21 protein-coding genes and 3 tRNA genes are annotated in these 23,764 nt (G+C 67.1%); all 24 read left to right on the top strand.

Translation table 11 applies throughout. From position 1 onward, the window contains the following. Positions 1-13 precede the first annotated feature (13 nt). Entirely contained in the window at positions 14-163 is a 150-nt protein-coding gene (locus tag ACSHV8_RS38195) for a hypothetical protein (RefSeq protein WP_436524047.1), read from the top strand. 52 nt (positions 164-215) lie between these two features. Then, complete coding sequence (locus ACSHV8_RS38190) at positions 216-2,744, top strand: putative bifunctional diguanylate cyclase/phosphodiesterase (protein ID WP_436524045.1); 2,529 nt, start codon at positions 216-218, stop codon at positions 2,742-2,744. A gap of 93 nt (positions 2,745-2,837) precedes the next feature. Continuing rightward, positions 2,838-2,910 (top strand) — tRNA-Thr (locus ACSHV8_RS38185). Between the two features lie 48 nt (positions 2,911-2,958). Next, a tRNA-Met gene (locus ACSHV8_RS38180) sits at positions 2,959-3,031 on the top strand. A 107-nt stretch (positions 3,032-3,138) separates the two neighbouring features. Continuing rightward, on the top strand, positions 3,139-3,306 hold the full coding sequence (rpmG, locus tag ACSHV8_RS38175) for a 50S ribosomal protein L33 (protein ID WP_014687739.1): 168 nt from the start codon (positions 3,139-3,141) through the stop codon (positions 3,304-3,306). Positions 3,307-3,398: 92 nt separating this feature from the next. Next, positions 3,399-3,848, top strand: coding sequence for an FAS1-like dehydratase domain-containing protein (locus tag ACSHV8_RS38170; RefSeq protein ID WP_436524044.1), 450 nt, complete (start codon positions 3,399-3,401; stop codon positions 3,846-3,848). A 52-nt stretch (positions 3,849-3,900) separates the two neighbouring features. After that, positions 3,901-4,296, top strand: coding sequence for a MaoC/PaaZ C-terminal domain-containing protein (locus ACSHV8_RS38165; RefSeq protein WP_436524043.1), 396 nt, complete (start codon positions 3,901-3,903; stop codon positions 4,294-4,296). A gap of 81 nt (positions 4,297-4,377) precedes the next feature. Further along, a tRNA-Trp gene (locus ACSHV8_RS38160) sits at positions 4,378-4,450 on the top strand. 104 nt (positions 4,451-4,554) lie between these two features. After that, on the top strand, positions 4,555-4,935 hold the full coding sequence (gene secE / locus ACSHV8_RS38155; RefSeq protein WP_436524042.1) for a preprotein translocase subunit SecE: 381 nt from the start codon (positions 4,555-4,557) through the stop codon (positions 4,933-4,935). A 51-nt stretch (positions 4,936-4,986) separates the two neighbouring features. Beyond that, positions 4,987-5,703 carry a transcription termination/antitermination protein NusG gene (gene nusG / locus ACSHV8_RS38150; RefSeq protein ID WP_436524041.1) on the top strand — a complete coding sequence of 239 codons (717 nt, stop codon included), beginning with the start codon at positions 4,987-4,989 and terminating at the stop codon, positions 5,701-5,703. 77 nt (positions 5,704-5,780) lie between these two features. Then, on the top strand, positions 5,781-6,497 hold the full coding sequence (rplA, locus tag ACSHV8_RS38145) for a 50S ribosomal protein L1 (RefSeq protein ID WP_436524039.1): 717 nt from the start codon (positions 5,781-5,783) through the stop codon (positions 6,495-6,497). 71 nt (positions 6,498-6,568) lie between these two features. After that, complete coding sequence (locus tag ACSHV8_RS38140; protein WP_436524037.1) at positions 6,569-7,333, top strand: ATP-binding cassette domain-containing protein; 765 nt, start codon at positions 6,569-6,571, stop codon at positions 7,331-7,333. Next, positions 7,330-8,028, top strand: a complete 699-nt coding sequence (locus tag ACSHV8_RS38135; protein WP_436524035.1) for a hypothetical protein — start codon at positions 7,330-7,332, stop codon at positions 8,026-8,028. The genes ACSHV8_RS38140 and ACSHV8_RS38135 overlap by 4 nt, the downstream gene beginning before the upstream one ends. Positions 8,029-8,351: 323 nt before the next feature. Beyond that, positions 8,352-8,903: a 50S ribosomal protein L10 gene (gene rplJ, locus ACSHV8_RS38130; protein ID WP_436524033.1), complete on the top strand. Its 552-nt coding sequence runs from the start codon at positions 8,352-8,354 to the stop codon at positions 8,901-8,903. 56 nt (positions 8,904-8,959) lie between these two features. Beyond that, a complete protein-coding gene (rplL, locus tag ACSHV8_RS38125; protein WP_436524031.1) occupies positions 8,960-9,340 on the top strand; it encodes a 50S ribosomal protein L7/L12 in 381 nt (126 codons plus the stop codon). A gap of 584 nt (positions 9,341-9,924) precedes the next feature. Further along, positions 9,925-13,365, top strand: a complete 3,441-nt coding sequence (gene rpoB, locus ACSHV8_RS38120; RefSeq protein ID WP_436524029.1) for a DNA-directed RNA polymerase subunit beta — start codon at positions 9,925-9,927, stop codon at positions 13,363-13,365. Positions 13,366-13,467: 102 nt separating this feature from the next. Beyond that, positions 13,468-17,358: a DNA-directed RNA polymerase subunit beta' gene (locus ACSHV8_RS38115; protein WP_436524027.1), complete on the top strand. Its 3,891-nt coding sequence runs from the start codon at positions 13,468-13,470 to the stop codon at positions 17,356-17,358. 98 nt (positions 17,359-17,456) lie between these two features. Further along, a complete protein-coding gene (locus ACSHV8_RS38110; RefSeq protein ID WP_436524025.1) occupies positions 17,457-17,804 on the top strand; it encodes a hypothetical protein in 348 nt (115 codons plus the stop codon). A gap of 204 nt (positions 17,805-18,008) precedes the next feature. Then, positions 18,009-18,332, top strand: a complete 324-nt coding sequence (locus ACSHV8_RS38105; protein ID WP_436524023.1) for a hypothetical protein — start codon at positions 18,009-18,011, stop codon at positions 18,330-18,332. Between the two features lie 409 nt (positions 18,333-18,741). Beyond that, positions 18,742-19,116, top strand: coding sequence for a 30S ribosomal protein S12 (rpsL, locus tag ACSHV8_RS38100; protein ID WP_007465318.1), 375 nt, complete (start codon positions 18,742-18,744; stop codon positions 19,114-19,116). Between the two features lies 1 nt (position 19,117). After that, positions 19,118-19,588 carry a 30S ribosomal protein S7 gene (gene rpsG, locus ACSHV8_RS38095; protein ID WP_221325510.1) on the top strand — a complete coding sequence of 157 codons (471 nt, stop codon included), beginning with the start codon at positions 19,118-19,120 and terminating at the stop codon, positions 19,586-19,588. An 86-nt stretch (positions 19,589-19,674) separates the two neighbouring features. Further along, entirely contained in the window at positions 19,675-21,771 is a 2,097-nt protein-coding gene (gene fusA / locus ACSHV8_RS38090; RefSeq protein ID WP_436524020.1) for an elongation factor G, read from the top strand. 118 nt (positions 21,772-21,889) lie between these two features. Then, positions 21,890-23,083 (top strand): elongation factor Tu, encoded by a 1,194-nt coding sequence (tuf, locus tag ACSHV8_RS38085; RefSeq protein ID WP_436524018.1) that lies wholly within the window; start codon positions 21,890-21,892, stop codon positions 23,081-23,083. Between the two features lie 370 nt (positions 23,084-23,453). Beyond that, complete coding sequence (gene rpsJ, locus ACSHV8_RS38080) at positions 23,454-23,762, top strand: 30S ribosomal protein S10 (protein ID WP_007073037.1); 309 nt, start codon at positions 23,454-23,456, stop codon at positions 23,760-23,762. Positions 23,763-23,764 lie beyond the last annotated feature (2 nt).

Genomic DNA, 23,764 nt, shown 5'->3' with positions numbered 1-23,764 from the left:
ACAGGAGCAAGGGATGTCTGCCAGGAAGTTGATCCGCTACGCGAGCTTGGGTTTGGTGCTTGCCGCGCTGGTCGGCGGCGTTCTCGTGAGCGGTGCCGGTCATGCGGCGACGAGCGATACGTCCGCGGTGATGTATTCGACCCTCGACTACTTCTGGTCCTGATTCGCGTAATAGGTGTGTGATCGCTCAGGACACCGACTGATAGGGAGCGCTCATGGCCAGGCCTTCGGGTCCCCGGGGGCGCTCTGATCAATGGTCTTGGCTGATCACCGCCCCGATGGCGTTGTTCGCCGTCATATGTACCGTCGGGTTCTGGCTCGCCGACCCGCACTGGTATCGGGCCTGGCCGGCCGGGCTGCTGGTCTTCGTGCTCTATTCCGCCGGCATACTCGCGGTCTTCACCGTCGTCGTCCGGCGTAGCTCGTTCACGCTGGCCCTGAACGAGGTCCCTCTCGTCCTGGGGCTGTTCTACCTACCTCCGGTGCTGATGATCCTCGCGGTTCTCGGCGGCAGCACATTGATGCTCTTCCGGGGGTCGCACAACCCGGTCAAGACGTTCTACAACCTGGCGCGGGGCGCGGCGAGCACCTGCGCCGCGTTGATCGTTCTGGAACCGTTCCGGCCGCTCTCCGCCTCCAGCCCGGAGACCTGGGCGCTGCTCTTCCTGGCCACCCTGGTCATGCTGCTCACTCAGCTGGTCGGCCTCTTCGGCGTGCTGAGCCTGGTGCAGGGCATCCAGGCCGGCCGAGCGGTGATCCGCCCGGTTCTGTCGAGCTTCGTCGTGCCCTGCATCAACGTCACCGTCGGCCTGCTCTTCCTGGTCGCGCTGGACGCCGCCGCCTGGTCGGTGGTCCTGATGGCGGTCCTGATCGTGGCACTGGTCTTCGCGCTGCGCTCGTTCGCCGGGTTCTTCCGGCAGCACCAGACGCTGGCCGACGTCTACGAGATCACCCAAGCTGTGGGCAACGAGGCGTCCGACAGCGGACTGCCCGACGTCCTGCTCGCCCGGGTCCGGGCTCTGATGAGCTCGGAGTTCGCGACACTCTGGCTGGCTCCGCGGGAGCGTTATCCCGAGGTGCTTCTCACCGCGCAGGTCGACAACGCCGGACTGCTCGATCTGTCGCCCATCCCGGCCGCGGTGCGGGACGTCGCCCTGACCGAGCGAATCCCGGTCCCGCTGGGCGCGCAGTTCCCCGGGACCGAGCATCTGCGTGGCCTGCTCCGCGGTGGTCAGGTCAAGGACGCGGTCGTCGTCCCGCTGCGATCGGGCCAAGCTGTGGTCGGCACGCTGGAGGTGGCCAACCGGCTCGGCGACGGCCGGACGTTCCGTCCCGACGACGTGAAGGTGCTGGAGACGATCGCCGCCCACGCCGCGGTCGCCGTCGAGAACTCACGGCTGGTCGACCGACTGCGGTACGACGCGTACCACGACCGCCTGACCGCCATGCCGAACCGCCGCCGGATGCTCGACGCGCTGGCCGAGGCGGTCGCCGTGCACGCCGAGGACGAGGTCGTCGCGGTTCTGCTCTTCGACGTCGACGGGCAGCGCAACGTCAACGAGTCGATGGGCCACGCCGCCGGCGACAAGCTTCTGGCCGAGGTCGCCGAGCGCCTGCGGGGCATCGCCGGGTCGGGCGCGCTGGTCGGCCGGGTCGGTGGCGACGAGTTCATGGTCACCCTGCGCACCGAGGGCATCGAGGCGACGATCGACCTGGCCACCCAGATGCGCGAGCGGCTGCGCGGCCCGATGGCGGTCGGCTCGCTCACCCTGGACGTGGACACCGCGGTCGGTGTCTCGGTCTACCCCGATCACGGCGCCGATCCCGAGACCTTGCTGCAGAGGGCCGAGCTGGCCGCCAATGCGGCCAAGGCTCTCCCGTACGGCGTTCAGCCGTTCCACCCGGCGCTGGAGTCGCGTGCGGTCCGTCGGCTGGGTATCGCCGCCGACCTGCGCCGCGCCGTCGACAACGGTCAGCTGGACGTCTACTTCCAGCCCAAGGTGACCCTGGCCGACCGGCACGTGCTGGGCGTCGAGTGCCTGGCCCGCTGGGTGCATCCGACGCACGGCGAGGTCGCCCCGGAGGATTTCGTCGCGGTGGCCGAGCACACCGGCCAGCTGGCCCGTCTCACCGAGGTGGTGCTCACGGCCGGCCTGCGGCACTGCCGCGCCTGGGCCGACGCGGACCGCCCGCTCTCGATAGCGGTCAACCTGTCCGCCCGTACCCTGCTCGACTCCCGCTTCCCCGACCTGGTCCAGGAACTGCTGATGGAGCATCAGGTCGACCCCGGTCAGGTGACGTTCGAGATCTCCGAGCCGGGGATGCTCAACGACATCGAGCGGGTCCTGCCCACCCTCTACCGTCTGCGTGATCTCGGGGTCCGGCTGAGCGTCGACGACTTCGGCACCGGCGCGTCCTCGCTCGGCTACCTGCGGCAGTGGCCGGTGCACGAGGTGAAGATCGACGACACCTTCGTGCAGGGCATGGCGACCGACTCCGGTGACCTGGCCATCGTCCGGGCGATCGTGAGTCTGGCTCGTGAGTTCGGTCTCACGGTGGTCGCCGAGGGTGTGGAGAGTGAGCTCACCCTCGACCTGCTGGAGGAGATGGGCTGCGAGATCGGTCAGGGCTATCTGTTCAGCCGGCCTCTCCCATTCGAGCGGCTGGAGGCTTGGCTGAGCGCGCAGACCGAGCCCGAGTCCACCCCGACCGGTGAGGTCAGAAGGCTCCGAGCAGTCATCTGACCTGCGGTTATGCGTTGTTGGGGATACCGATTTCACCCCTGCTGGAGGGCCGTGTAGTCTTATCCACGCAGCGAGCGAGTGATCGCAAGCAGCGCCCCCTTAGCTCAGTCGGCAGAGCGTCTCCATGGTAAGGAGAAGGTCTACGGTTCGATTCCGTAAGGGGGCTCTACCGGGTTCGTTCCCGCCGAGCCGGCGATGGACGTGAGCCTGGCTCGGCGGTGTAGCTCAGATGGCAGAGCAAGCGGCTCATAATCGCTGTGTCGCCGGTTCAAGTCCGGCCACCGCTACTCTTCAGTTTGGTCTCAAATCCGAGGCTCATTTTGCAGAGTGACCGACCGAGCGTCTACGCTGGTTCGTCGTCAGTTAGTTTCCGTTAGCAGGAAGGCACCCCGCCGTGGCCAAGGCGACCGACGTACGTCCGAAGATCACCCTGGCGTGCACGGAGTGCAAGGACCGGAACTACATCACCAAGAAGAACCGGCGAAACGACCCCGACCGCGTGGAGCTCAAGAAGTTCTGCCCCCGCGACGGGAAGCACACCCTGCACCGCGAGACCCGCTGAGCCTCGTAGCCTCACTGGGCTCCTCAAAGGTCCAAGTTTTTACAATGCGCCGCCCGGAGTTACTCCGGGCGGCGCATTGTAGTTTGTCAGGTATGCCCCTGGATCAGACGTTTGCCGGCCGTACCTGGCCGCCCACCGACACGTATCTCGTCGGCCGGGAGAAGATCCGCGAGTTCGCCCGGGCGATCGGCGCGACCGAAGCGGAATATCACGACCTCGAAGCGGCTCGGGCGCTCGGCTACCCGGACGTGGTGGCACCGCCCACCTTCCCGGTGACCATCACGATGGCGGCCAGCCGGCAGGTGGTCAACGACCCCGACCTCGGGCTGGACTACACCCGCGTGGTGCACGGCGACCAGAAGTTCTCCTACACCCGCCCGATGGTGGCCGGTGACGCGGTGGTCTGCGTGAACACGGTGGACGAGATCACCACCCGGGGCGGCCACTGGTTCATCACGATCCGCACCGAGGTGAGTACCGAGGCCGGCGAGCCGATCGTCACCGCGTGGTCGAAGCTGGTTCAGCGCGGCGAGGAGTCATGAGGGCCGTGACGCGCGAGGCAATGACCGGCACGACGATGGAGGCGCAGCGCTGATGGGTGACGTCATGGAACCGCAGACTTTCCGGGTCACCCGGGCCGACCTGGTCCACTACGCCGGCGCCTCCGGCGACTTCAACCCGATCCACTGGAGCGAGCGCGCCGCCACCGGTGTGGGCCTGCCCGGGGTGATCGCCCACGGCATGTTCACCATGGCCCTGGTCGGGCGCGCGGTGACCGCCTGGGCCGGGGCCGGTGACACGGTGAAGGAGTTCGCCGTGCGCTTCAGCCGCCCGGTTCCGGTGCCGGACACCGACGAGGGTACGGAGGTCGTGGTCACGGCCACGGTGAAGGAGGTCACCGCGGACGGGGACACCCGTCTCGCCCTGACTGCCACATGCAACGGAGACAAGGTACTGTCTCTGGCACAGGCGCTTGTCGGTAAGCGGTAGGCCCGGGTTGGGATAACCACGGGCGTACCCGTACACTGGTGCGCCGTGGGACTGTGAGTCGAAAGACATGCGGTCCCGCAAAGGGGTGTAGCTCAATTGGCAGAGCAGCGGTCTCCAAAACCGCAGGCTGCAGGTTCAAGTCCTGTCACCCCTGCGCAATCCTCCTCGACGTGCCCGCCCGGTGCGCGGTTTGCACAGTCCGCGTCCGGTCGAGTGCTGACAGGAAATCAACACCACCGACGACGGAAGTAGGGCGAAGTGGCCGAAAAGGACCGGCCCGGTGACGACGTCCCGGGCGACGACGAGCTGCTCGCCGACGCCGCCGACGGTGACGACGCCGATGAGGCCGCTGACGCCCCGGTAAGCCGTGGTGGCGGGACCGCGGTCGCCGAGCGCACGAAGGACGACGACACCCCGAAGACGAAGAAGGAGCGCAAGCGCACCGGAGTCTTCGGTCGGATCGGCGGGTTCTTCCGCGAGGTCATCAGCGAGCTCCGCAAGGTCATCTGGCCGACGCGCAAGGAGCTGCTGACCTACACCGGCGTCGTGATCGCGTTCGTCACGGTGATGACGGCGATCGTGGCGGTGCTGGACTACGGATTCGGTAAGGGCATCCTCTACGCGCTCGGCGGTAAGTGAGCCGTCGCGTCGGATTCCGAACCGAGTGACTTGATCTGGAAGTGAGCGAGCGTGCCTGAGTACGACGACGAGACCGCGCAGTTTGCTGACGAGCAGTCGTCGCCGGTCACCGACGAGTCGGTCGAGGAGACCGACGAGACTCCGGTGGCGGTCCAGGCGCCCGAGGTCGACGAGGACTACGACCCCGTCAAGGAGCTGCGGCAGAAGCTGCGGTACGCGCCCGGCGACTGGTACGTGGTGCACTCCTACGCCGGCTACGAGAACAAGGTCAAGACCAACCTCGAGACCCGGATCACCAGCCTCGACATGGAGGATTTCATCTTCCAGGTCGAGGTGCCGACCCGCGAAGAGGTCGAGGTCAAGAACGGCAAGCGCAACCAGGTGCAGGCCAAGGTCTTCCCCGGCTACATCCTGGTCCGGATGGACCTGACGCCGGAGTCCTACTCCTGTGTCCGGAACACGCCCGGCGTGACCGGCTTCGTCGGCGCCACCGACCGGGTGGACCGCCCGGCCCCGCTCTCGCTCGACGAGGTGCTGAAGTGGCTCGCCCCGGCCGTCCAGGCCGAGGAGAAGAAGTCGAAGCCCGAGATCAAGGTTCTGGACTTCGAGGTCGGCGACTCGGTCACGGTGACCGACGGCGCGTTCGCCTCGCTGCCGGCCTCGATCAGTGAGATCAACGCCGACCAGCAGAAGCTGAAGGTCCTGGTGTCGATCTTCGGCCGGGAGACCCCGGTCGAGCTGAACTTCAACCAGGTCACCAAGATTTGATCGCCGGATCCCCGGCGAGATCAGTGGGAGGGGCCGTCATCGCGCGGCCCCGCCAACAACCACAGGAGTAATGAGTAATGGCACAGCGCAGCAAGGTCTACCGCGCGGCGGCGGAGAAGATCGACACCGAGAAGCTCTACGAGCCGAAGGACGCGGTCGCCCTCACCAAGGAGACCAGCTCCAAGAAGTTCGACGCCACTGTCGAGGTCGCGATGCGTCTCGGCGTGGACCCGCGCAAGGCGGACCAGATGGTTCGCGGCACGGTCAACCTGCCGCACGGCACCGGTAAGACCGCCCGCGTCATCGTCTTCGCCCAGGGCGCGAAGGCCGAGGAGGCCGTCGCGGCCGGCGCCGACGAGGTCGGCACGGACGAGCTCGTCGCCCGGATCCAGGGTGGCTGGCTGGAGTTCGACGCCGCCATCGCGACGCCGGACCAGATGGCCAAGATTGGCCGGATCGCCCGCATCCTCGGCCCCCGTGGCCTGATGCCGAACCCGAAGACCGGCACCGTCACCATGGACGTGACCAAGGCCGTCAACGAGATCAAGGGCGGCAAGATCACCTTCCGGGTGGACAAGCACTCGAACCTGCACCTGATCATCGGCAAGTCGTCGTTCACCGCCGAGCAGCTGGTGGACAACTACGCCGCGGTGCTCGACGAGGTCCTGCGGGCCAAGCCGTCCGCCGCGAAGGGCAAGTACCTGAAGAAGGTCACCTTCAGCACCACCACGGGCCCCGGCGTGCCGGTCGACCCGAACGCGGTGAAGAACCTGCGCGGCGACGCCCAGGCCTGATCGCCGATCGCTCGAACGATGAAAGCCCCCGGGGACATCCCCGGGGGCTTTTTCGTGGAATCCTTGCGGCCATGCTTTTCGATGGGGTCGGTTTTCGGTACGCCCGTCGTGCCCCCTGGGCGCTGCTGAACGCCCACGTGAGCGTGTCGCCCGGCCAGACCGTGGTCGTGCTCGGCCCGAACGGCGCCGGCAAGTCCACGTTGCTGCAGCTGGCGGCCGGGGTGCTCCGCCCGACGGGCGGCACGGTCCGGGACCGGCCACCGGTCGTCGGCTGGGTCCCCGAGCGTTTCCCGGCCGACCAGCCGTTCACCGCCCGCGGATACCTGCACGGGATGGCCGCCCTGCGCCGCGTCCCGCCCGCCGCGGCCGACCGGTGGATCGAGCGGCTCGGGCTGACCGAGCACACCGGGACCCCGCTCGGCGCGCTCTCCAAGGGCACCGCCCAGAAGGTCGGCCTGGCCCAGGCCCTGCTCGTCCCGCCCGGGCTGCTCGTCCTCGACGAGCCCTGGGAGGGCCTCGACGCCCAGGCCCGGACACTGGTCCCGCAGATCGTCGCCGAGGTCACCACGGCCGGCGGCATCGTCCTGGTCAGCGACCACCGCGGCGAGATCACCAGCCTTCCCGGGGCCGTTCACTGGACGGTCTCGGCCGGCACGGTGCAGGTGACGGCCGCGCCTCCGGAACCCCGGCCCGGCCCGGGCGACCCCGACGAGGTGGTCGTCGAGATCGTGGTGTCGCGCGCGGAGGCCGACGCGACGGTGGTCCGGCTCCGCGACTCGGGTCACCGTGTCCTGGGCGTACGGGAGAAGTCCGAACCCGAGTGGGAGGCCCGATGATCGCCCTGGTGCGCATGCGACTGGCCGGCTTCTTCCGCGGCGGCCGTGCCCTGGCCCCGCTGATCGCCGTCCTGGTCGTCCGGGGTGTTCTCTACGGCGGGGGAGCGTCCCCGGCCGGCACCGCCTACGGCTACTCCGCCGCCGCGCTCTTCCCGGTGCTGGCCTGGCTGTCCAAGGTGCTGCTGGACACCGAACCGGACGTTCAGCGGCGCCTGGCCCGGCTGACCGTCGGCCCGGTCCGGGAGGGCACCGCCGGGCTGCTCGCGGCCGTCGTGGCCGGTGCCGCCGTCTGCACCACCGCGATGATCGTCCCCTGGCTGTTCCACGCGATCCGGGGCCCGGAGGCGGGCACGGACGAGTCCTCGGTCGGCGCCGGTGTCCTGCTCGGCGTCCTGGCCCACGCGCTGTCCCTGATCGCCGCGGTGGCGCTGGGCGCGCTCTCCGGCCGGGCCGTCACCCGCCGCATCCTGCCCGGTGTTGCGACGCTGGTCACCGGCTCGATCCTGGCGGTCGTGCTCGGCCTGACCACCTCGATCGCCCCGTGGCTGGCCCCACCGGTGATGGCCACGGCTCGCGCGCTCAACAGTGGTGCCGTCCCGTCGGCGACCACGCTGGCCGAGCTCACGGCCTGGTCGCTGGCCTGGTCGGCGGTGGCGCTGACGGCCTACGGGGCGTTGCGCCGCTCCCGCTCCTGAGCACCGGTTTACCGGCCGGCGGGCGGGCTTGACGCCGTACGGCGAAGGGGGTCTTGTCCTTGATTTGGTTTTCGGCGGGGGGCCGCGTAACCTCCTTTCTTGGAGTTCCACCCATAGACCGCTGGTCGCCGCAGCAACCGTCGTCATGACGGATGTCGCGGCCGAAGGTCCCGCATGAGCGGGCGACCTGCGCAGGGACAGGTTCGTGATTGATCGACATGCGTTCGCGCGTGTTCGGATGTCCGCCCCGTGCCCTGCGCCGGGGCGTTTTGCTTTTTCGGACCCTCTCGACCAGTGGCAATAGCACTGATGAGAGGAGGGACATGGCGGACAAGCCGGTCCGGGCCGACAAGGCCACGGCCGTCGTCGAGCTGACGGACAACTTCCGTGACTCTGCGGCCACCGTGTTGACCGAATACCGGGGCCTCACCGTCAAGCAGCTCACCGAGCTGCGGCGGGCGCTGGGCCAGCAGGCCAAGTACTCCGTCGCCAAGAACACGCTCGCGAAGCGTGCGGCTAGCGACGCGGGCATCGAGGGCCTCGACGAGGCGCTGTTCACCGGTCCTACCGCGCTTGCCTTCGTGAAGGGTGACGTGGTTGACGCGGCCAAGGCGCTTCGCGCTTTCGCCAAGGCCAACCCCGTCCTCGTCATCAAGGGCGGCGTTTTCGAGGGCAAGGCCATCTCGGCCGAGGACGTCAACAAGCTTGCCGACCTCGAGTCCCGTGAGGTGCTGCTGGCCAAGCTGGCCGGCGCCATGAAGGGCAACCTGAGCAAGGCCGCGGCCACGTTCCAGGCTCCGCTCTCCCAGGCTGTTCGCCTGGTGGACGCCCTGCGTGACAAGCGCGAGAAGGACGGTTCCGCCGAGGCCGCCTGACGGCGCCTCGCGGACCGAGCAACGTTTTAATCAGAAGCTAGGAAAGGTTGCCAGACATGGCGAAGCTCAGCACCGACGAGCTGCTCGACGCGTTCAAGGAAATGACCCTGATCGAGCTCTCCGAGTTCGTGAAGACCTTCGAGGACGTCTTCGACGTCAAGGCTGCCGTGGCTGTCGCCGCTGCCGCCCCGGGTGCCGCGCCGGCCGCCGAGGCTGCCGTGGAGCAGGACTCGTTCGACGTTGTCCTCGAGGGCGACGGTGGCAAGAAGATCCAGGTCATCAAGGTCGTGCGTGAGCTGACCGGCCTGGGCCTCAAGGAGGCCAAGGACGCCGTTGAGGCCGCCCCGAAGGCGATCCTCGAGGGTGTTGCCAAGGACAAGGCCGAGGCGGCCAAGGCCAAGCTCGAGGCCGAGGGCGCCAAGGTCACCCTCAAGTGATCTAACGCTCCTCAGCGTTTTCCGTCGATGGCGGAGATCCGGCTCCGGATCTCCGCCATCGGTGTTTTCATCAGTGTTCATACTGGTCAGCGACGCGTATCCGAGCAGGTCGCGGGCCGGGTGACAAAGTGTCACAAAGCTCGCCATCCATGCAGTAAGGTCCCTTTGGTGCGCCGGCCGGACGAGCGGCTGAGTCCGACCCGCGGCACAGCCCTTGACTGTGTGTCCCCTGACAGGCACGCTGATGGCAGCAAGTTTCCGCGCTTGCGACAGCCGCCCCGTGGGTAACCACGACCGGCACCCGAAGAAGATGCGCCGCGTTTCTTGAGCGGCCCCGAGCCACCGTGTTGATCGCGATTGCGCAGGTCAACGAGGCCGGGGATGCGTTCCGCAGGCCACTTCGTGGTGTGGGCTGGACAGCGGTTAGCCAAGCGGCTACACTGCTAGTTTGCGCTGCCTTCTATCTTGACGCCTGTCCTTCCATTCACGTCTGTGGATTCGACGGGTGTCTTTTGGAGTGCACGCAGACCAGTTGCATCAGCAACTCAGCCGCATAGCAGCACCGGTCCTCGGAAGGACGCATCTTGGCAGCTTCCCGCCCTGCGAAGACCAGCCGTACGTCGAGCGCTTACGCACCCCGCCGGGTCTCTTTCGGTCGGATCACCGAGCAGCTAGAGGTCCCCAACCTTCTCGCCCTCCAGACGGACTCGTTCGACTGGCTGGTCGGCAACGAGGCTTGGCAGGCGCGTACGACGGACGACCCGCACGCCCACTCGGGCCTCGCAGAGATCCTCGAAGAGATCAGTCCCATTGAGGACTTCTCCGGCACCATGTCGCTGTCCTTCTCGGCTCCGCGCTTCGACGAGGTCAAGGCCTCGATCGAGGAGTGCAAGGAGAAGGACCTGACCTACTGTGCCCCGCTGTTCGTGACCGCGGAGTTCACCAACAACACCACTGGCGAGATCAAGAGCCAGACCGTGTTCATGGGTGACTTCCCGATGATGACCCCCAAGGGGACGTTCGTCATCAACGGCACCGAGCGGGTCGTGGTGAGCCAGCTCGTCCGCTCGCCGGGCGTGTACTTCACCAAGGAGCCGGACAAGACCTCCGACCGCGACCTCACCAGCGTCAAGGTCATCCCGAGCCGGGGCGCCTGGCTCGAGTTCGACATCGACAAGCGCGACACCGTCGGTGTCCGCATCGATCGCAAGCGCCGTCAGGCCGTCACCGTCCTCCTCAAGGCGATCGGTTGGTCCGCCGACCAGATCCGTGAGCGCTTCGGCTGGTCCGAGCTGCTCATGACGACGCTCGAGAAGGACCACATCGCCGGGCAGGACGAGGCCCTACTCGACATCTACCGGAAGCTGCGCCCTGGCGAGCCCCCGACCCGGGAGAACGCGCAGACCCTTCTCGACAACCTCTTCTTCAACCCGAAGCGGTACGACGTCGCGAAGGTCGGCCGGTACAAGTTCAACAAGAAGCTCGAGATCGACGTCCCGATCGTCCGGGGCACGTTGTCCGAGGAAGACATCGTCAAGACCGTGGACTACCTCTGCCGGCTGCACGCCGGTGAGGAAGGCTACGAGGCCGACGACATCGACCACTTCGGCAACCGTCGTCTCCGCACCGTCGGCGAGCTCATCCAGAACCAGGTCCGCGTCGGCCTGTCCCGGATGGAGCGCGTCGTCCGTGAGCGGATGACGACCCAGGACGTCGAGGCGATCACGCCGCAGACCCTGATCAACATCCGCCCCGTGGTGGCTGCGATCAAGGAGTTCTTCGGTACGTCGCAGCTGTCGCAGTTCATGGACCAGACCAACCCGCTCGCGGGTCTGACCCACCGTCGCCGCCTGTCGGCGCTCGGCCCGGGTGGTCTGTCCCGTGAGCGGGCCGGCTTCGAGGTCCGTGACGTGCACCCGTCGCACTACGGCCGGATGTGCCCGATCGAGACGCCCGAGGGCCCGAACATCGGTCTGATCGGCGCGCTCTCGACGTTCGCGCGGGTCAACCCGTTCGGCTTCATCGAGACGCCGTACCGCAAGGTCGAGAACGGTGTCGTCACCGACGAGGTGCACTACCTCACGGCCGACGAGGAAGACCGGTACATCAAGGCGCAGGCGAACGCCGTCCTGTCCAGCGACAACACCTTCGCCGAGGACCGCGTTCTGGTCCGCCGTAAGGGTGGTGAGGTCGACTACGTGCCCGGCACGGAGGTCGACTACATGGACGTGTCGCCGCGGCAGATGACCTCGGTCGCCACCGCGATGATCCCGTTCCTCGAGCACGACGACGCCAACCGTGCCCTCATGGGCGCGAACATGCAGCGTCAGGCCGTGCCGCTGGTCAAGGCCGAGTCGCCGCTGGTCGGTACCGGTATGGAGTACCGCGCCGCGGTCGACGCCGGTGACGTGGTCGTCGCCGAGGTCGCCGGTGTGGTCGAGGACCTGTGCGCCGACTACGTGACGGTTCACCAGGACGACGGCCACCGCCGGACCTACCTGCTGCACAAGTTCCGCCGCTCGAACGCCGGCTCCTGCGTCAACCAGAAGCCGGTCGTCTTCGAGGGTGACCGGGTCGAGGCCGGCCAGGTCATCGCCGACGGTCCGTGCACCGACGAGGGGGAGATGGCCCTGGGCCGCAACCTCCTGGTCGCGTTCATGTGCTGGGAAGGCCACAACTACGAGGACGCGATCATCCTGTCGCAGCGCCTCGTGCAGCAGGACGTCCTCACCTCGATCCACATCGAGGAGCACGAGGTCGACGCCCGCGACACCAAGCTCGGCCCGGAAGAGATCACCCGCGACATCCCGAACGTCAGCGAGGAAATGCTGGCGGACCTGGACGAGCGCGGCATCATCCGGATCGGTGCCGAGGTCGTGCCCGGCGACATCCTGGTCGGCAAGGTCACGCCCAAGGGTGAGACCGAGCTGACCCCGGAGGAGCGCCTGCTCCGCGCGATCTTCGGTGAGAAGGCCCGGGAGGTCCGGGACACCTCGCTGAAGGTTCCGCACGGCGAGACCGGCACCGTCATCGGTGTCCGGACGTTCTCCCGCGAGGACGGCGACGAGCTGCCCCCCGGCGTGAACGAGCTGGTCCGGGTCTACGTCGCCCAGAAGCGCAAGATCCAGGACGGTGACAAGCTCGCCGGTCGTCACGGCAACAAGGGCGTCATCTCCAAGATCCTGCCGGTCGAGGACATGCCGTTCCTGGAGGACGGCACCCCGGTCGACATCGTGCTCAACCCGCTCGGTGTGCCCTCGCGTATGAACATCGGCCAGGTTCTGGAGACCCACCTCGGGTGGATCGCCAAGACCGGCTGGTCCATCGAGGGCGAGGACGAGGAGTGGAAGCGTCAGCTCCGCTCGATCGACGCGCACGAGTCTCCCGCCGACAGCAACGTCGCGACCCCGGTCTTCGACGGTGCTCAGGAAGAGGAGATCAAGGGCCTGCTCGAGTCGACCCTGGTCAACCGGGACGGCAAGCGGCTGGTCAACGGTGACGGCAAGGCGCAGCTGTTCGACGGCCGCTCCGGTGAGCCGCTGCCGGACCCGATCTCGGTCGGCTACGTCTACATCCTGAAGCTGAACCACCTGGTCGACGACAAGATCCACGCGCGGTCGACCGGCCCGTACTCGATGATCACGCAGCAGCCGCTCGGTGGTAAGGCCCAGTTCGGTGGCCAGCGGTTCGGCGAGATGGAGTGCTGGGCGATGCAGGCCTACGGCGCCGCTTACGCGCTGCAGGAACTGCTGACCATCAAGTCCGACGACGTTCTCGGCCGCGTGAAGGTGTACGAGGCCATCGTCAAGGGCGAGAACATCCCGGAACCGGGCATCCCGGAGTCGTTCAAGGTGCTTCTCAAGGAGCTCCAGTCGCTGTGCCTGAACGTTGAGGTGCTCTCCAGCGACGGTGTTGCCCTGGAAATGCGCGAGACCGACGACGAGGTCTTCCGGGCCGCGGAGGAACTCGGCATCGACCTGTCCCGGCGCCCGAACGAGGGCGTCAGCAGCGTCGAAGAGATCTGACGGAGAGCGGCCCCGTCCGGTTCTGGAAGCTCAGAACCAGGCCGGGGCCGCCCCCGCCGGCCTTGAATTCACCCGAGCAACGAAACACGAGGGATAGTCCAAGTGCTCGACGTCAACTTCTTCGACGAGTTGCGCATCGGCCTGGCTACCGCTGACGACATCCGGCAGTGGTCGCACGGCGAGGTCAAGAAGCCCGAGACGATCAACTACCGCACCCTCAAGCCCGAGAAGGACGGACTCTTCTGCGAGAAGATCTTCGGTCCGCAGCGGGACTGGGAGTGCTACTGCGGTAAGTACAAGCGCGTCCGGTTCAAGGGCATCATCTGTGAGCGCTGTGGCGTCGAGGTGACCCGCTCCAAGGTCCGGCGTGAGCGTATGGGCCACATCGAGCTGGCCGCCTCGGTCACGCACATCTGGTACTTCAAGGGTGTGCCGAGCCGGCTGGGCTACTTGCTCGACCTGGCGCCCAAGGACCTCGAGAAGATCATCTACTTCGCCTCGTACGTGGTCACGAGCGTTGACGCCGAGTCGCGTCACCGTGACATGTCCACGATCGAGAACGAGATCTTCGCCGAGAAGCGGCAGTCGGAGAACGGGCGCGACTCGGAGATCGAGAAGCGTGCCGCCAAGCTGGAGCAGGACCTGGCCGAGCTCGAGGCCGAGGGTGCGAAGGCGGACGTGCGCCGCAAGGTCAAGGAAGCCGGCGAGCGCGAGATGCGCCAGATCCGGGACAAGGCTCAGCGCGAGATCGACCGTCTGGACGAGGTGCTCGACACCTTCCGGAAGCTCGACTCGAAGCAGCTGGTCACGGACGAGCTGCTCTACCGCGAGCTGCGCGACCGCTTCGGTGAGTACTTCACCGGTGGCATGGGCGCCGAGGCGATCAAGGCCCTGCTCCAGAACATGGACCTGGACGCCGAGGCGGAGAACCTCCGGGAGATCATCCGTACCGGTAAGGGGCAGCGGAAGATCCGGGCGCTCAAGCGGCTGAAGGTTGTCGCGGCGTTCCTGAACACCCGCAACTCGCCGCTCGGCATGGTGCTGGACTGCGTCCCGGTCATCCCGCCGGACCTGCGCCCGATGGTGCAGCTCGACGGTGGCCGCTTCGCGACCTCCGACCTGAACGACCTGTACCGCCGGGTCATCAACCGGAACAACCGGCTCAAGCGCCTGATCGACCTGGGCGCGCCCGAGATCATCGTCAACAACGAGAAGCGGATGCTGCAGGAGGCCGTCGACGCACTGTTCGACAACGGCCGCCGCGGCCGGCCGGTCACCGGTCCGGGTAACCGCCCGCTGAAGTCGCTCTCCGACATGCTCAAGGGCAAGCAGGGTCGTTTCCGTCAGAACCTGCTCGGCAAGCGCGTCGACTACTCCGGCCGTTCGGTCATCGTCGTCGGCCCGCGGCTGAAGCTGCACCAGTGTGGTCTGCCCAAGCAGATGGCGCTGGAGCTGTTCAAGCCGTTCGTGATGAAGCGCCTGGTCGACCTGAACCACGCGCAGAACATCAAGTCGGCCAAGCGGATGGTCGAGCGTCAGCGCCCGGTCGTGTGGGACGTGCTGGAGGAGGTCATCAGCGAGCACCCGGTGCTGCTGAACCGTGCTCCGACCCTGCACCGTCTGGGCATCCAGGCCTTCGAGCCGCAGCTGGTCGAGGGCAAGGCGATCCAGATCCACCCGCTCGTCTGCACCGCGTTCAACGCGGACTTCGACGGTGACCAGATGGCGGTCCACGTGCCGCTGTCGGCCGAGGCGCAGGCCGAGGCCCGGATCCTGATGCTGTCGTCGAACAACATCCTCAAGCCGGCCGACGGCAAGCCGGTGACCATGCCCACCCAGGACATGATCATCGGTCTGTACTTCCTGACGCACCAGACGGCCGGGGCCAAGGGCGAGGGCCGGGTGTTCAGCTCGGACGCCGAGGCTCGGATGGCGTTCGACAACGGCGAGCTGCACCTCCAGGCGAACATCAAGGTCCGCCTGCGTGAGGTCATCGGCGTGGACAACGGCCCGAAGCACGACGCCTGGGTCGCTCCGGAGGAGTGGGTCGAGGGTGACCCGCTGCTCGTCGAGACCACGCTCGGCCGGGTCATCTTCAACGAGACGCTGCCCCCGGGCTACCGCTTCGTGAACTACGAGATCCGCAAGGGTCAGCTGTCGGCGATCGTCAACGACCTCGCCGAGCGCTTCCCCAAGGTCGCCCTGGCCGCGACCCTGGACGCGCTCAAGGAGGCCGGCTTCCACTGGGCCACCTGGTCCGGTGTGACGATCGGTATGGGCGACGTCATCGGCCCTCCGCGCAAGCCGGAGATCCTGGCTCGCTACCAGGTCGAGGCCGACCGGATCGACAAGCAGTACCAGCGTGGTCTGATGACCGCCGAGGAACGTCGCGGCGAGCTCATCGAGATCTGGACCAAGGCGACCAACGAGATCTCCAAGGAGATGGAGACCGCGCTGCCGCAGGAGAACCCGCTCTGGGTCATGATCAACTCCGGCGCTCGCGGTAACCTCCTCCAGCTCCGGCAGATCGCTGCGATCCGTGGTCTGGTGGCCAACCCCAAGGGTGAGATCATCCCGCGGCCGATCACCTCGTCGTACCGCGAGGGTCTGACCGTGCTGGAGTACTTCATCTCCACCCACGGTGCCCGTAAGGGTCTGGCCGACACCGCGCTGCGTACCGCCGACTCGGGTTACCTGACCCGTCGTCTGGTCGACGTCTCGCAGGACGTGATCATCCGCGAGGAGGACTGCGGCACCGAGCGCGCCATCCCGATGGCGGTCGGCGACCGTGAGGCCGACGGCACGCTGGTCGTGCACGTCCACTCGGAGACCGGTGCGCACGCTCGCACCATCGCCGACGACGTCTCCGACCAGAACGGCAACCTGGTGGTCGCGCGGGGCACGGACCTCAACTCGATCATCGTCGACCAGCTGGTCGCCGCCGGTGTCGAGAACGTCCGGGTTCGCAGCGTGCTGACCTGTGAGTCGAAGCTGGGCGTCTGCGCGGCCTGCTACGGCCGTTCGCTGCCGACCGGCAAGTCGGTCGACATCGGCGAGGCGGTCGGCATCATCGCGGCCCAGTCGATCGGTGAGCCCGGCACCCAGCTGACGATGCGTACCTTCCACACCGGTGGTGTCGCGGGTGAGGACATCACCCAGGGTCTGCCGCGTGTTCAGGAAATCTTCGAGGCCCGCGTGCCGAAGGGTAAGGCGCCCATCGCCGACACCCCCGGTCGCATCCGCATCGAGGACGGCGAGCGGTCGCGGAAGATCATCGTGATCCCGGACGACGGCAGCGAGGAGATCGTGTACGACAAGATCTCCAAGCGCGTCAAGCTGCGGGCGCACGACGGCGACCACGTGCAGGTCGGCGAGAAGCTCACCGAGGGCACCATCGACCCGCACGAGCTGCTGCGCATCATGGGCCCGCGCGCGGTCCAGGTCCACCTGACCAGTGAGGTCCAGGAGGTCTACCGCTCGCAGGGTGTGCTCATCCACGACAAGCACATCGAGATCATCATCCGCCAGATGCTCAAGCGGGTGACGGTCATCGACTCCGGGGCCACGGAGTTCCTTCCGGGCCTGCTGGTCGACCGCGCGCTCTTCGAGTCGGAGAACCGCCGGCTCGTGGGCGAGGGTGGCGAGCCCGCCGCCGGTCGTCCGGTGCTGATGGGTATCACCAAGGCCTCGCTGGCGACCGACTCCTGGCTCTCGGCGGCCTCCTTCCAGGAGACCACCCGGGTGCTCACCGACGCTGCGATCAACTCGCGCAGCGACTCGCTGGTGGGCCTCAAGGAGAACGTCATCATCGGTAAGCTCATCCCGGCCGGTACCGGTATCTCCAAGTACCGCAACATCCGGGTCGAGCCGACCGAGGAGGCCAAGGCCAAGGTGTACTCGATGACCGGGTACCCGGAGACCGACTACGGCTTCGGCCCGGCCAGTGGCCAGGCGGTTCCGCTGGACGACTTCGACTTCGGGTCGTACCGCTAAGGAATCTCAGTTCGCTGGGGCGGTCGCGCATAGGCGCGGCCGCCCCAGCGGCGTTCCCGCCCACGGGCGAGGATCAAAATCCCAATTAGGATGTACGGGTGACCGTTCAGCTCGCGCCCTCACGTCATCCCCTGGATCCGGAGCCGGCGCCTTCGACGAAGGCGCGGGCGGTTTTCACGCTGGGTCTGGTCGGCCTGCTGACCGGCCCCCTGATCGGTGGGGTGATTCCCGCCACGATCGCGTTGCTTCTGGCCCGTCAGACGTCCCGAGAGGCGTTCGCGGCCGGTGGCTACCTCACCGGGGGCGCGTGGATCCGCCGTGGCCGCAAATTGGCCTGGACGGGCCTCGTGCTGGCTCTGACAGCGCTGGTGGTGGCCGTGATCGCGGGTCTGCTGCACCTGGCCGCCTCGCCCGTCGGGCAGGACTTCGCGCCCGGCACCGACTGATCCGGCGCCGTTCCGGGGCGGGACCGGCCGGGCTGCGCGACGGCGCGTCCGGGTGACATGCTTCTGAACATGATGCAACCCCCACCGCCTATGCCGTACGGTCCGCCGCCCTATGGCGTGCCTCCGCAGTCGGCCAGCGGCTGGGAGACCGAGCGGGTCGACGTGGTCAGCGGGACCCCGTTCGGGCTGGTGCAGCTTCGCGTCGTGCCGATCACCTCGGGTCTGGCGATCGGATCGTTGATCGCCGGGATCGGCTCGATCCTGGTGTCGGTGTTGGTCGTCTGCTTCGCCGTGACGAGCGGTGGCCCCTGGGTGGCCGGCGCATTCACGCTGCTCAGCGTCTTGGCCGCGGCCGGCGCGGTCGCAGCCGCGGTGCTCGCGATGCGCCAGATCCGGCGCTCGGGGGAGCCGGGCCGGGTCCGGTTCACCGGCCGAGGACTGGCGATCTCCGGCATCGCGTGCGGCGGATCCGGGGCGGGAATATCCTTGCTGGCGTTGTTGCTGGGATTGGTGTTACAGACTTCGTGACGGGGCCCGATGCGTGGATCCGGCACCGCGGCATTGCCGCGCCGGGGCACCCGGTACACTGGTATACGGAGATGTCCATCGTGGGTACCTGAGTTCATTTTGACCTGGGTGCTTAGGGTGGGTACTCTTTCCCCTCGTGCCCGGGCTCGCCCGGGCAACTCGTGCGTGCACCCGAATCGGAACGTACGACGGGTATTGCCGCACGACGGGCAGGGTTCGGCGAGAACCCATGTCCTGACAAAGACAAGATCCGGTACGCGTGACCTCATCGCGCGTGGCGGGACCGTGAGCCGGACGACACGCCCGACCGCGGGTGCGGGACACTCCCTCCTGGGAGCGCCTCGCACACAGGCAGAACACTCGGTGCGGCCGTATTACAGGAAACGGCCGAAGGGAGCGGAGAAACCCGGTGCCCACGATCCAGCAGCTGGTCCGCAAGGGCCGCCAGGCGAAGACGACCAAGACGAAGACGCCGGCACTGAAGGGAAGCCCTCAGCGGCGCGGCGTGTGTACCCGCGTGTACACCACCACCCCCAAGAAGCCGAACTCTGCGCTGCGCAAGGTCGCTCGCGTGAAGCTGAGCAGCCAGATCGAGGTCACGGCGTACATCCCGGGTGTCGGTCACAACCTGCAGGAGCACTCGATCGTGCTCGTGCGTGGCGGCCGTGTGAAGGACCTCCCCGGCGTTCGCTACAAGATCGTCCGCGGTTCGCTGGACACCCAGGGTGTCCGCAACCGCAAGCAGGCCCGCAGCCGTTACGGCGCGAAGAAGGAGAAGAGCTGACATGCCGCGTAAGGGCCCCGCTCCGCGTCACCCGGTGGTCGCTGACCCGGTGTACAACTCGCCGCTGGTGACCCAGCTGGTGAACAAGATCCTGATCGGCGGCAAGCGTTCGCTGGCCGAGCGCATCGTGTACGGCGCCCTTGAGGGTGCGCGCGAGAAGAGCGGCACCGACCCGGTGGTCATCCTCAAGCGTGCGATGGACAACGTGAAGCCGACCCTCGAGGTCCGCAGCCGCCGCGTCGGTGGCGCGACCTACCAGGTCCCGATCGAGGTGCGTACGCCGCGCCAGACGACCCTGGGTCTGCGCTGGCTCGTCCAGTACTCCAAGGTCCGCCGCGAGAAGACCATGATCGAGCGGCTGCAGAACGAGCTGCTCGACGCCAGCAACGGCCTCGGCGCCGCGGTGAAGCGTCGCGAGGACACTCACAAGATGGCGGAGTCCAACAAGGCCTTCGCGCACTACCGCTGGTAAGACCCTGCTGACGGCCCGGTAAATCCGCCGGGCCACGGCAGTCGTACCGGTCCACGAGACGACGACGAAGAAAAGTAGGGATGGAAGTGGCCGCCGCAGACGCGCTCGCCAAGGTTCGCAACATCGGCATCATGGCGCACATCGACGCTGGTAAGACCACGACGACTGAGCGCATCCTGTTCTACACCGGCATCACGTACAAGATCGGTGAGGTCCACGAGGGCGCTGCCGTCATGGACTGGATGGAGCAGGAGCAGGAACGCGGTATCACCATCACCTCCGCCGCCACGAAGTGCGAGTGGAAGGGCTACACGATCCAGATCATCGACACGCCCGGCCACGTCGACTTCACGGTCGAGGTCGAGCGGTCGCTGCGTGTGCTCGACGGTGCGGTCGCGGTGTACGACGGTGTGGCCGGCGTGGAGCCGCAGACGGAGAACGTCTGGCGCCAGGCCGACAAGTACAACGTCCCGCGCATGTGCTTCGTCAACAAGCTCGACCGGACCGGCGCGGACTTCTTCCGCTGTGTCCAGATGATGATCGACCGGCTGCACGCCACGCCGCTCGTCCTGCAGATCCCGATCGGGCTCGAGGGCGACCACATCGGCGTCGTCGACCTGATCAACATGAAGGCGCTCACCTGGCGCGGGGAGACCCAGAAGGGTGAGGACTACGCGATCGAGGAGATCCCGGCCGACCTGGTCGACTCCGCGAACGAGTGGCGCGAGAAGCTGATCGAGACCCTGGCCGACGTCGACGACGCGGTCATGGAGAAGTACCTCGAGGGCGAAGAGGTCTCGATCGACGAGATCAAGGCCGCCATCCGGCGGGCCACGATCGCCAGCAAGGCCAACCCGGTCCTGTGTGGCTCGGCGTTCAAGAACAAGGGCGTTCAGCCCATGCTCGACGCCGTCGTCGACTACCTCCCGTCGCCGCTGGACATCCCGGCGATCGAGGGCACCGCGACCGACGGCGAGACGCCGCTGCTGCGGAAGCCGTCGAACGACGAGCCCTTCTCCGGTCTGGCCTTCAAGATCCAGACGGACAAGCACCTCGGCAAGCTCACCTACGTGCGGGTCTACTCCGGCACGCTCGACTCCGGCGCCCAGGTGGTCAACTCCACCAAGGACCGGAAGGAGCGCATCGGCAAGATCTACCAGATGCACGCGAACAAGCGTGAGGAGCGCGCCACCGCGCAGGCCGGCGACATCATCGCCGTCCAGGGTCTCAAGCAGACCACCACCGGTGACACGCTCAGCGACCCGGCGAACCCGGTCATCCTGGAGTCGATGACCTTCCCGGAGCCGGTCATCCAGGTCGCCATCGAGCCGAAGACCAAGTCGGACCAGGAGAAGCTGGGCACCGCGATCCAGCGCCTGGCCGAAGAGGACCCGACCTTCCGCGTCTTCAACGACGAGGAGACCGGCCAGACGATCATCGCCGGCATGGGCGAGCTCCACCTGGACATCCTGGTGGACCGCATGCGCCGCGAGTTCAACGTCGAGGCCAACATCGGTAAGCCGCAGGTGGCGTACCGCGAGACCCTCCGCGGCACCGTGGAGAAGCTCTCGTACGTGCACAAGAAGCAGACCGGTGGTTCGGGCCAGTACGCGAAGGTCGTCGTCACCGTCGAGCCGCTGCCGCTCGACGCGGACGGCCCCACGTACGAGTTCGTCAACGCGGTGACCGGTGGTCGCATCCCCAAGGAGTTCATCCCCTCGGTGGACGCGGGCGCGCAGGACTCCCTCCAGTACGGCGTCCTCGCCGGCTACCCGCTGGTCGGCGTGAAGTTCACGCTGATCGACGGTCAGTACCACGAGGTCGACTCGTCCGAGATGGCGTTCAAGATCGCCGGCTCCATGGCAATGAAGGAGGCGGCCCGCAAGGCCGACCCCGCGCTGCTCGAGCCGATGATGTCCGTCGAGGTCACCACGCCCGAGGACAACATGGGTGACGTGATCGGCGACCTCAACTCCCGCCGCGGCCTGATCCAGTCGATGGAGGAGCGCCACGGCGCCCGCGTCGTCAAGGCTCTTGTGCCGCTGTCGGAGATGTTCGGCTACGTCGGCGACCTGCGGTCGAAGACTGCGGGCCGGGCCAGCTACAGCATGCAGTTCGACTCCTACGCCGAGGTTCCCGCGAACGTGGCGAAGGAGATCATCGCTAAGGCCACCGGCGCCTGACGCGTTGAGGCACGTGCGGCCCGTCGAGGGCCGCACGTGCACGAGCAGTCGACAGAGTCCTGAGCGCCTTATCGGCGTGCCGGGCGAAAAGAAATGATCAGTCCACAGGAGGACACCAGTGGCGAAGGCGAAGTTCGAGCGGACTAAGCCGCACGTCAACATCGGCACCATTGGTCACATCGACCACGGTAAGACGACGCTGACTGCGGCCATCACGAAGGTCCTGCACGACGAGTTCCCGGACCTGAACCCGTACACCCCGTTCGACGAGATCGACAAGGCGCCGGAGGAGAAGGCCCGCGGCATCACGATCTCGATCGCGCACGTCGAGTACCAGACCGCGGCGCGTCACTACGCGCACGTGGACTGCCCCGGCCACGCCGACTACATCAAGAACATGATCACCGGTGCCGCCCAGATGGACGGTGCGATCCTGGTCGTGGCCGCCACCGACGGCCCGATGCCGCAGACCAAGGAGCACGTCCTCCTGGCCCGCCAGGTCGGCGTTCCGTACATCGTCGTCGCCCTGAACAAGAGCGACATGGTCGAGGACGAGGAGCTCCTGGAGCTCGTCGAGCTCGAGGTCCGCGAGCTGCTCAGCACCTACGAGTTCCCGGGCGACGACCTGCCGGTCGTTCGCGTGTCGGCGCTCAAGGCGCTGGAGGGCGACCCGGAGTGGACCGGCAAGCTCCTCGAGCTGATGAACGCGGTCGACACCGCGATCCCGCAGCCCGAGCGTGAGACCGAGAAGCCGTTCCTCATGCCGATCGAGGACGTCTTCACGATCACCGGTCGTGGCACCGTGGTGACCGGTCGCGCCGAGCGCGGCATCCTCAAGCCGAACGAGGAGGTCGAGATCGTCGGTATCCGCGAGAAGTCGACCAAGACCGTTTGCACCGGCATCGAGATGTTCCGCAAGCTGCTCGACGAGGCCCGCGCGGGTGAGAACGTCGGTCTGCTGCTCCGCGGCATCAAGCGCGAGGACGTCGAGCGCGGCATGGTCGTCGTGAAGCCGGGTACCTCTACTCCTCACACGGAGTTCGAGGGCCAGGTCTACATCCTCTCGAAGGAGGAGGGTGGCCGGCACACCCCGTTCTTCCAGAACTACCGGCCGCAGTTCTACTTCCGCACCACGGACGTCACCGGCGTCGTCACGCTGCCCGAGGGCACCGAGATGGTCATGCCCGGCGACTCCACCTCGATGGAGGTCAAGCTGATCCAGCCGATCGCCATGGAGCAGGGCCTGAAGTTCGCGATCCGTGAGGGTGGCCGCACCGTCGGTGCCGGAACGGTCACGAAGATCACCAAGTGATTGAGGGTTGTTCCCGGTGAGAGCCGTGAACAACCCCCAACGGTGACCCCGATTAGCAATGCCGCGTTCAATCCGGCATACTAGTCAGGTTGCGTCCGCGCGGGGTGGGTTCCTGACGTGCTCAGGGCCCACCCTCGCCGGGTGTCCGGGTGTGTTTTGTTCGCCGCCCGGCGCCCTAGATCCCCGTGATCGCGCCTGCTTCCAGCAAGATCGGGAGCGGGGGCTGGAAGCTGAATGCTCAGCATTCTGCGACGAGGCGCGACACGCCCGACCGCGGGGGTCGGACAACGCAGGATCAACGGTCCTGCGGGCATGTGGAGGCCACCGCTTCCGCACGTAGCGGCATCGAGAGAAGGAAACAGAAGCCACCATGGCGGGACAGAAGATCCGCATCCGGCTCAAGGCCTATGACCACGAGGTCGTCGACTCCTCGGCGCGGAAGATCGTCGAGACGGTGACGCGTACCGGGGCGCAGGTCGCTGGCCCGGTGCCGCTGCCCACGGAGATCAACCGTTTCTGCGTGATCCGTTCGCCGCACAAGTACAAGGACTCGCGCGAGCACTTCGAGATGCGCACGCACAAGCGGCTGATCGACATCATCGACCCGACTCCGAAGACGGTCGACTCGCTCATGCGCCTCGACCTGCCGGCTGGCGTCGACATCGAGATCAAGCTGTAGGG

The organism is Actinoplanes sp. HUAS TT8, assembly GCF_051380535.1.
GTDB lineage: Bacteria > Actinomycetota > Actinomycetes > Mycobacteriales > Micromonosporaceae > Actinoplanes.
The sequence above is the reverse complement of the archived record's forward strand: the minus strand, read 5'-3'. Positions and strand labels throughout refer to the sequence as shown.

Coding starts and splice junctions, on each gene's coding strand:
- ACSHV8_RS38195 (WP_436524047.1), top strand. CDS start 14: ATGTCTGCCAGGAAGTTGATCCGCTACGCGAGCTTGGGTTTGGTGCTT.
- ACSHV8_RS38190 (WP_436524045.1), top strand. CDS start 216: ATGGCCAGGCCTTCGGGTCCCCGGGGGCGCTCTGATCAATGGTCTTGG.
- ACSHV8_RS38170 (WP_436524044.1), top strand. CDS start 3,399: ATGCCCCTGGATCAGACGTTTGCCGGCCGTACCTGGCCGCCCACCGAC.
- ACSHV8_RS38165 (WP_436524043.1), top strand. CDS start 3,901: ATGGGTGACGTCATGGAACCGCAGACTTTCCGGGTCACCCGGGCCGAC.
- rplA (WP_436524039.1), top strand. CDS start 5,781: ATGGCACAGCGCAGCAAGGTCTACCGCGCGGCGGCGGAGAAGATCGAC.
- ACSHV8_RS38140 (WP_436524037.1), top strand. CDS start 6,569: ATGCTTTTCGATGGGGTCGGTTTTCGGTACGCCCGTCGTGCCCCCTGG.
- ACSHV8_RS38135 (WP_436524035.1), top strand. CDS start 7,330: ATGATCGCCCTGGTGCGCATGCGACTGGCCGGCTTCTTCCGCGGCGGC.
- rplJ (WP_436524033.1), top strand. CDS start 8,352: ATGGCGGACAAGCCGGTCCGGGCCGACAAGGCCACGGCCGTCGTCGAG.
- rplL (WP_436524031.1), top strand. CDS start 8,960: ATGGCGAAGCTCAGCACCGACGAGCTGCTCGACGCGTTCAAGGAAATG.
- rpsG (WP_221325510.1), top strand. CDS start 19,118: ATGCCGCGTAAGGGCCCCGCTCCGCGTCACCCGGTGGTCGCTGACCCG.
- rpsJ (WP_007073037.1), top strand. CDS start 23,454: ATGGCGGGACAGAAGATCCGCATCCGGCTCAAGGCCTATGACCACGAG.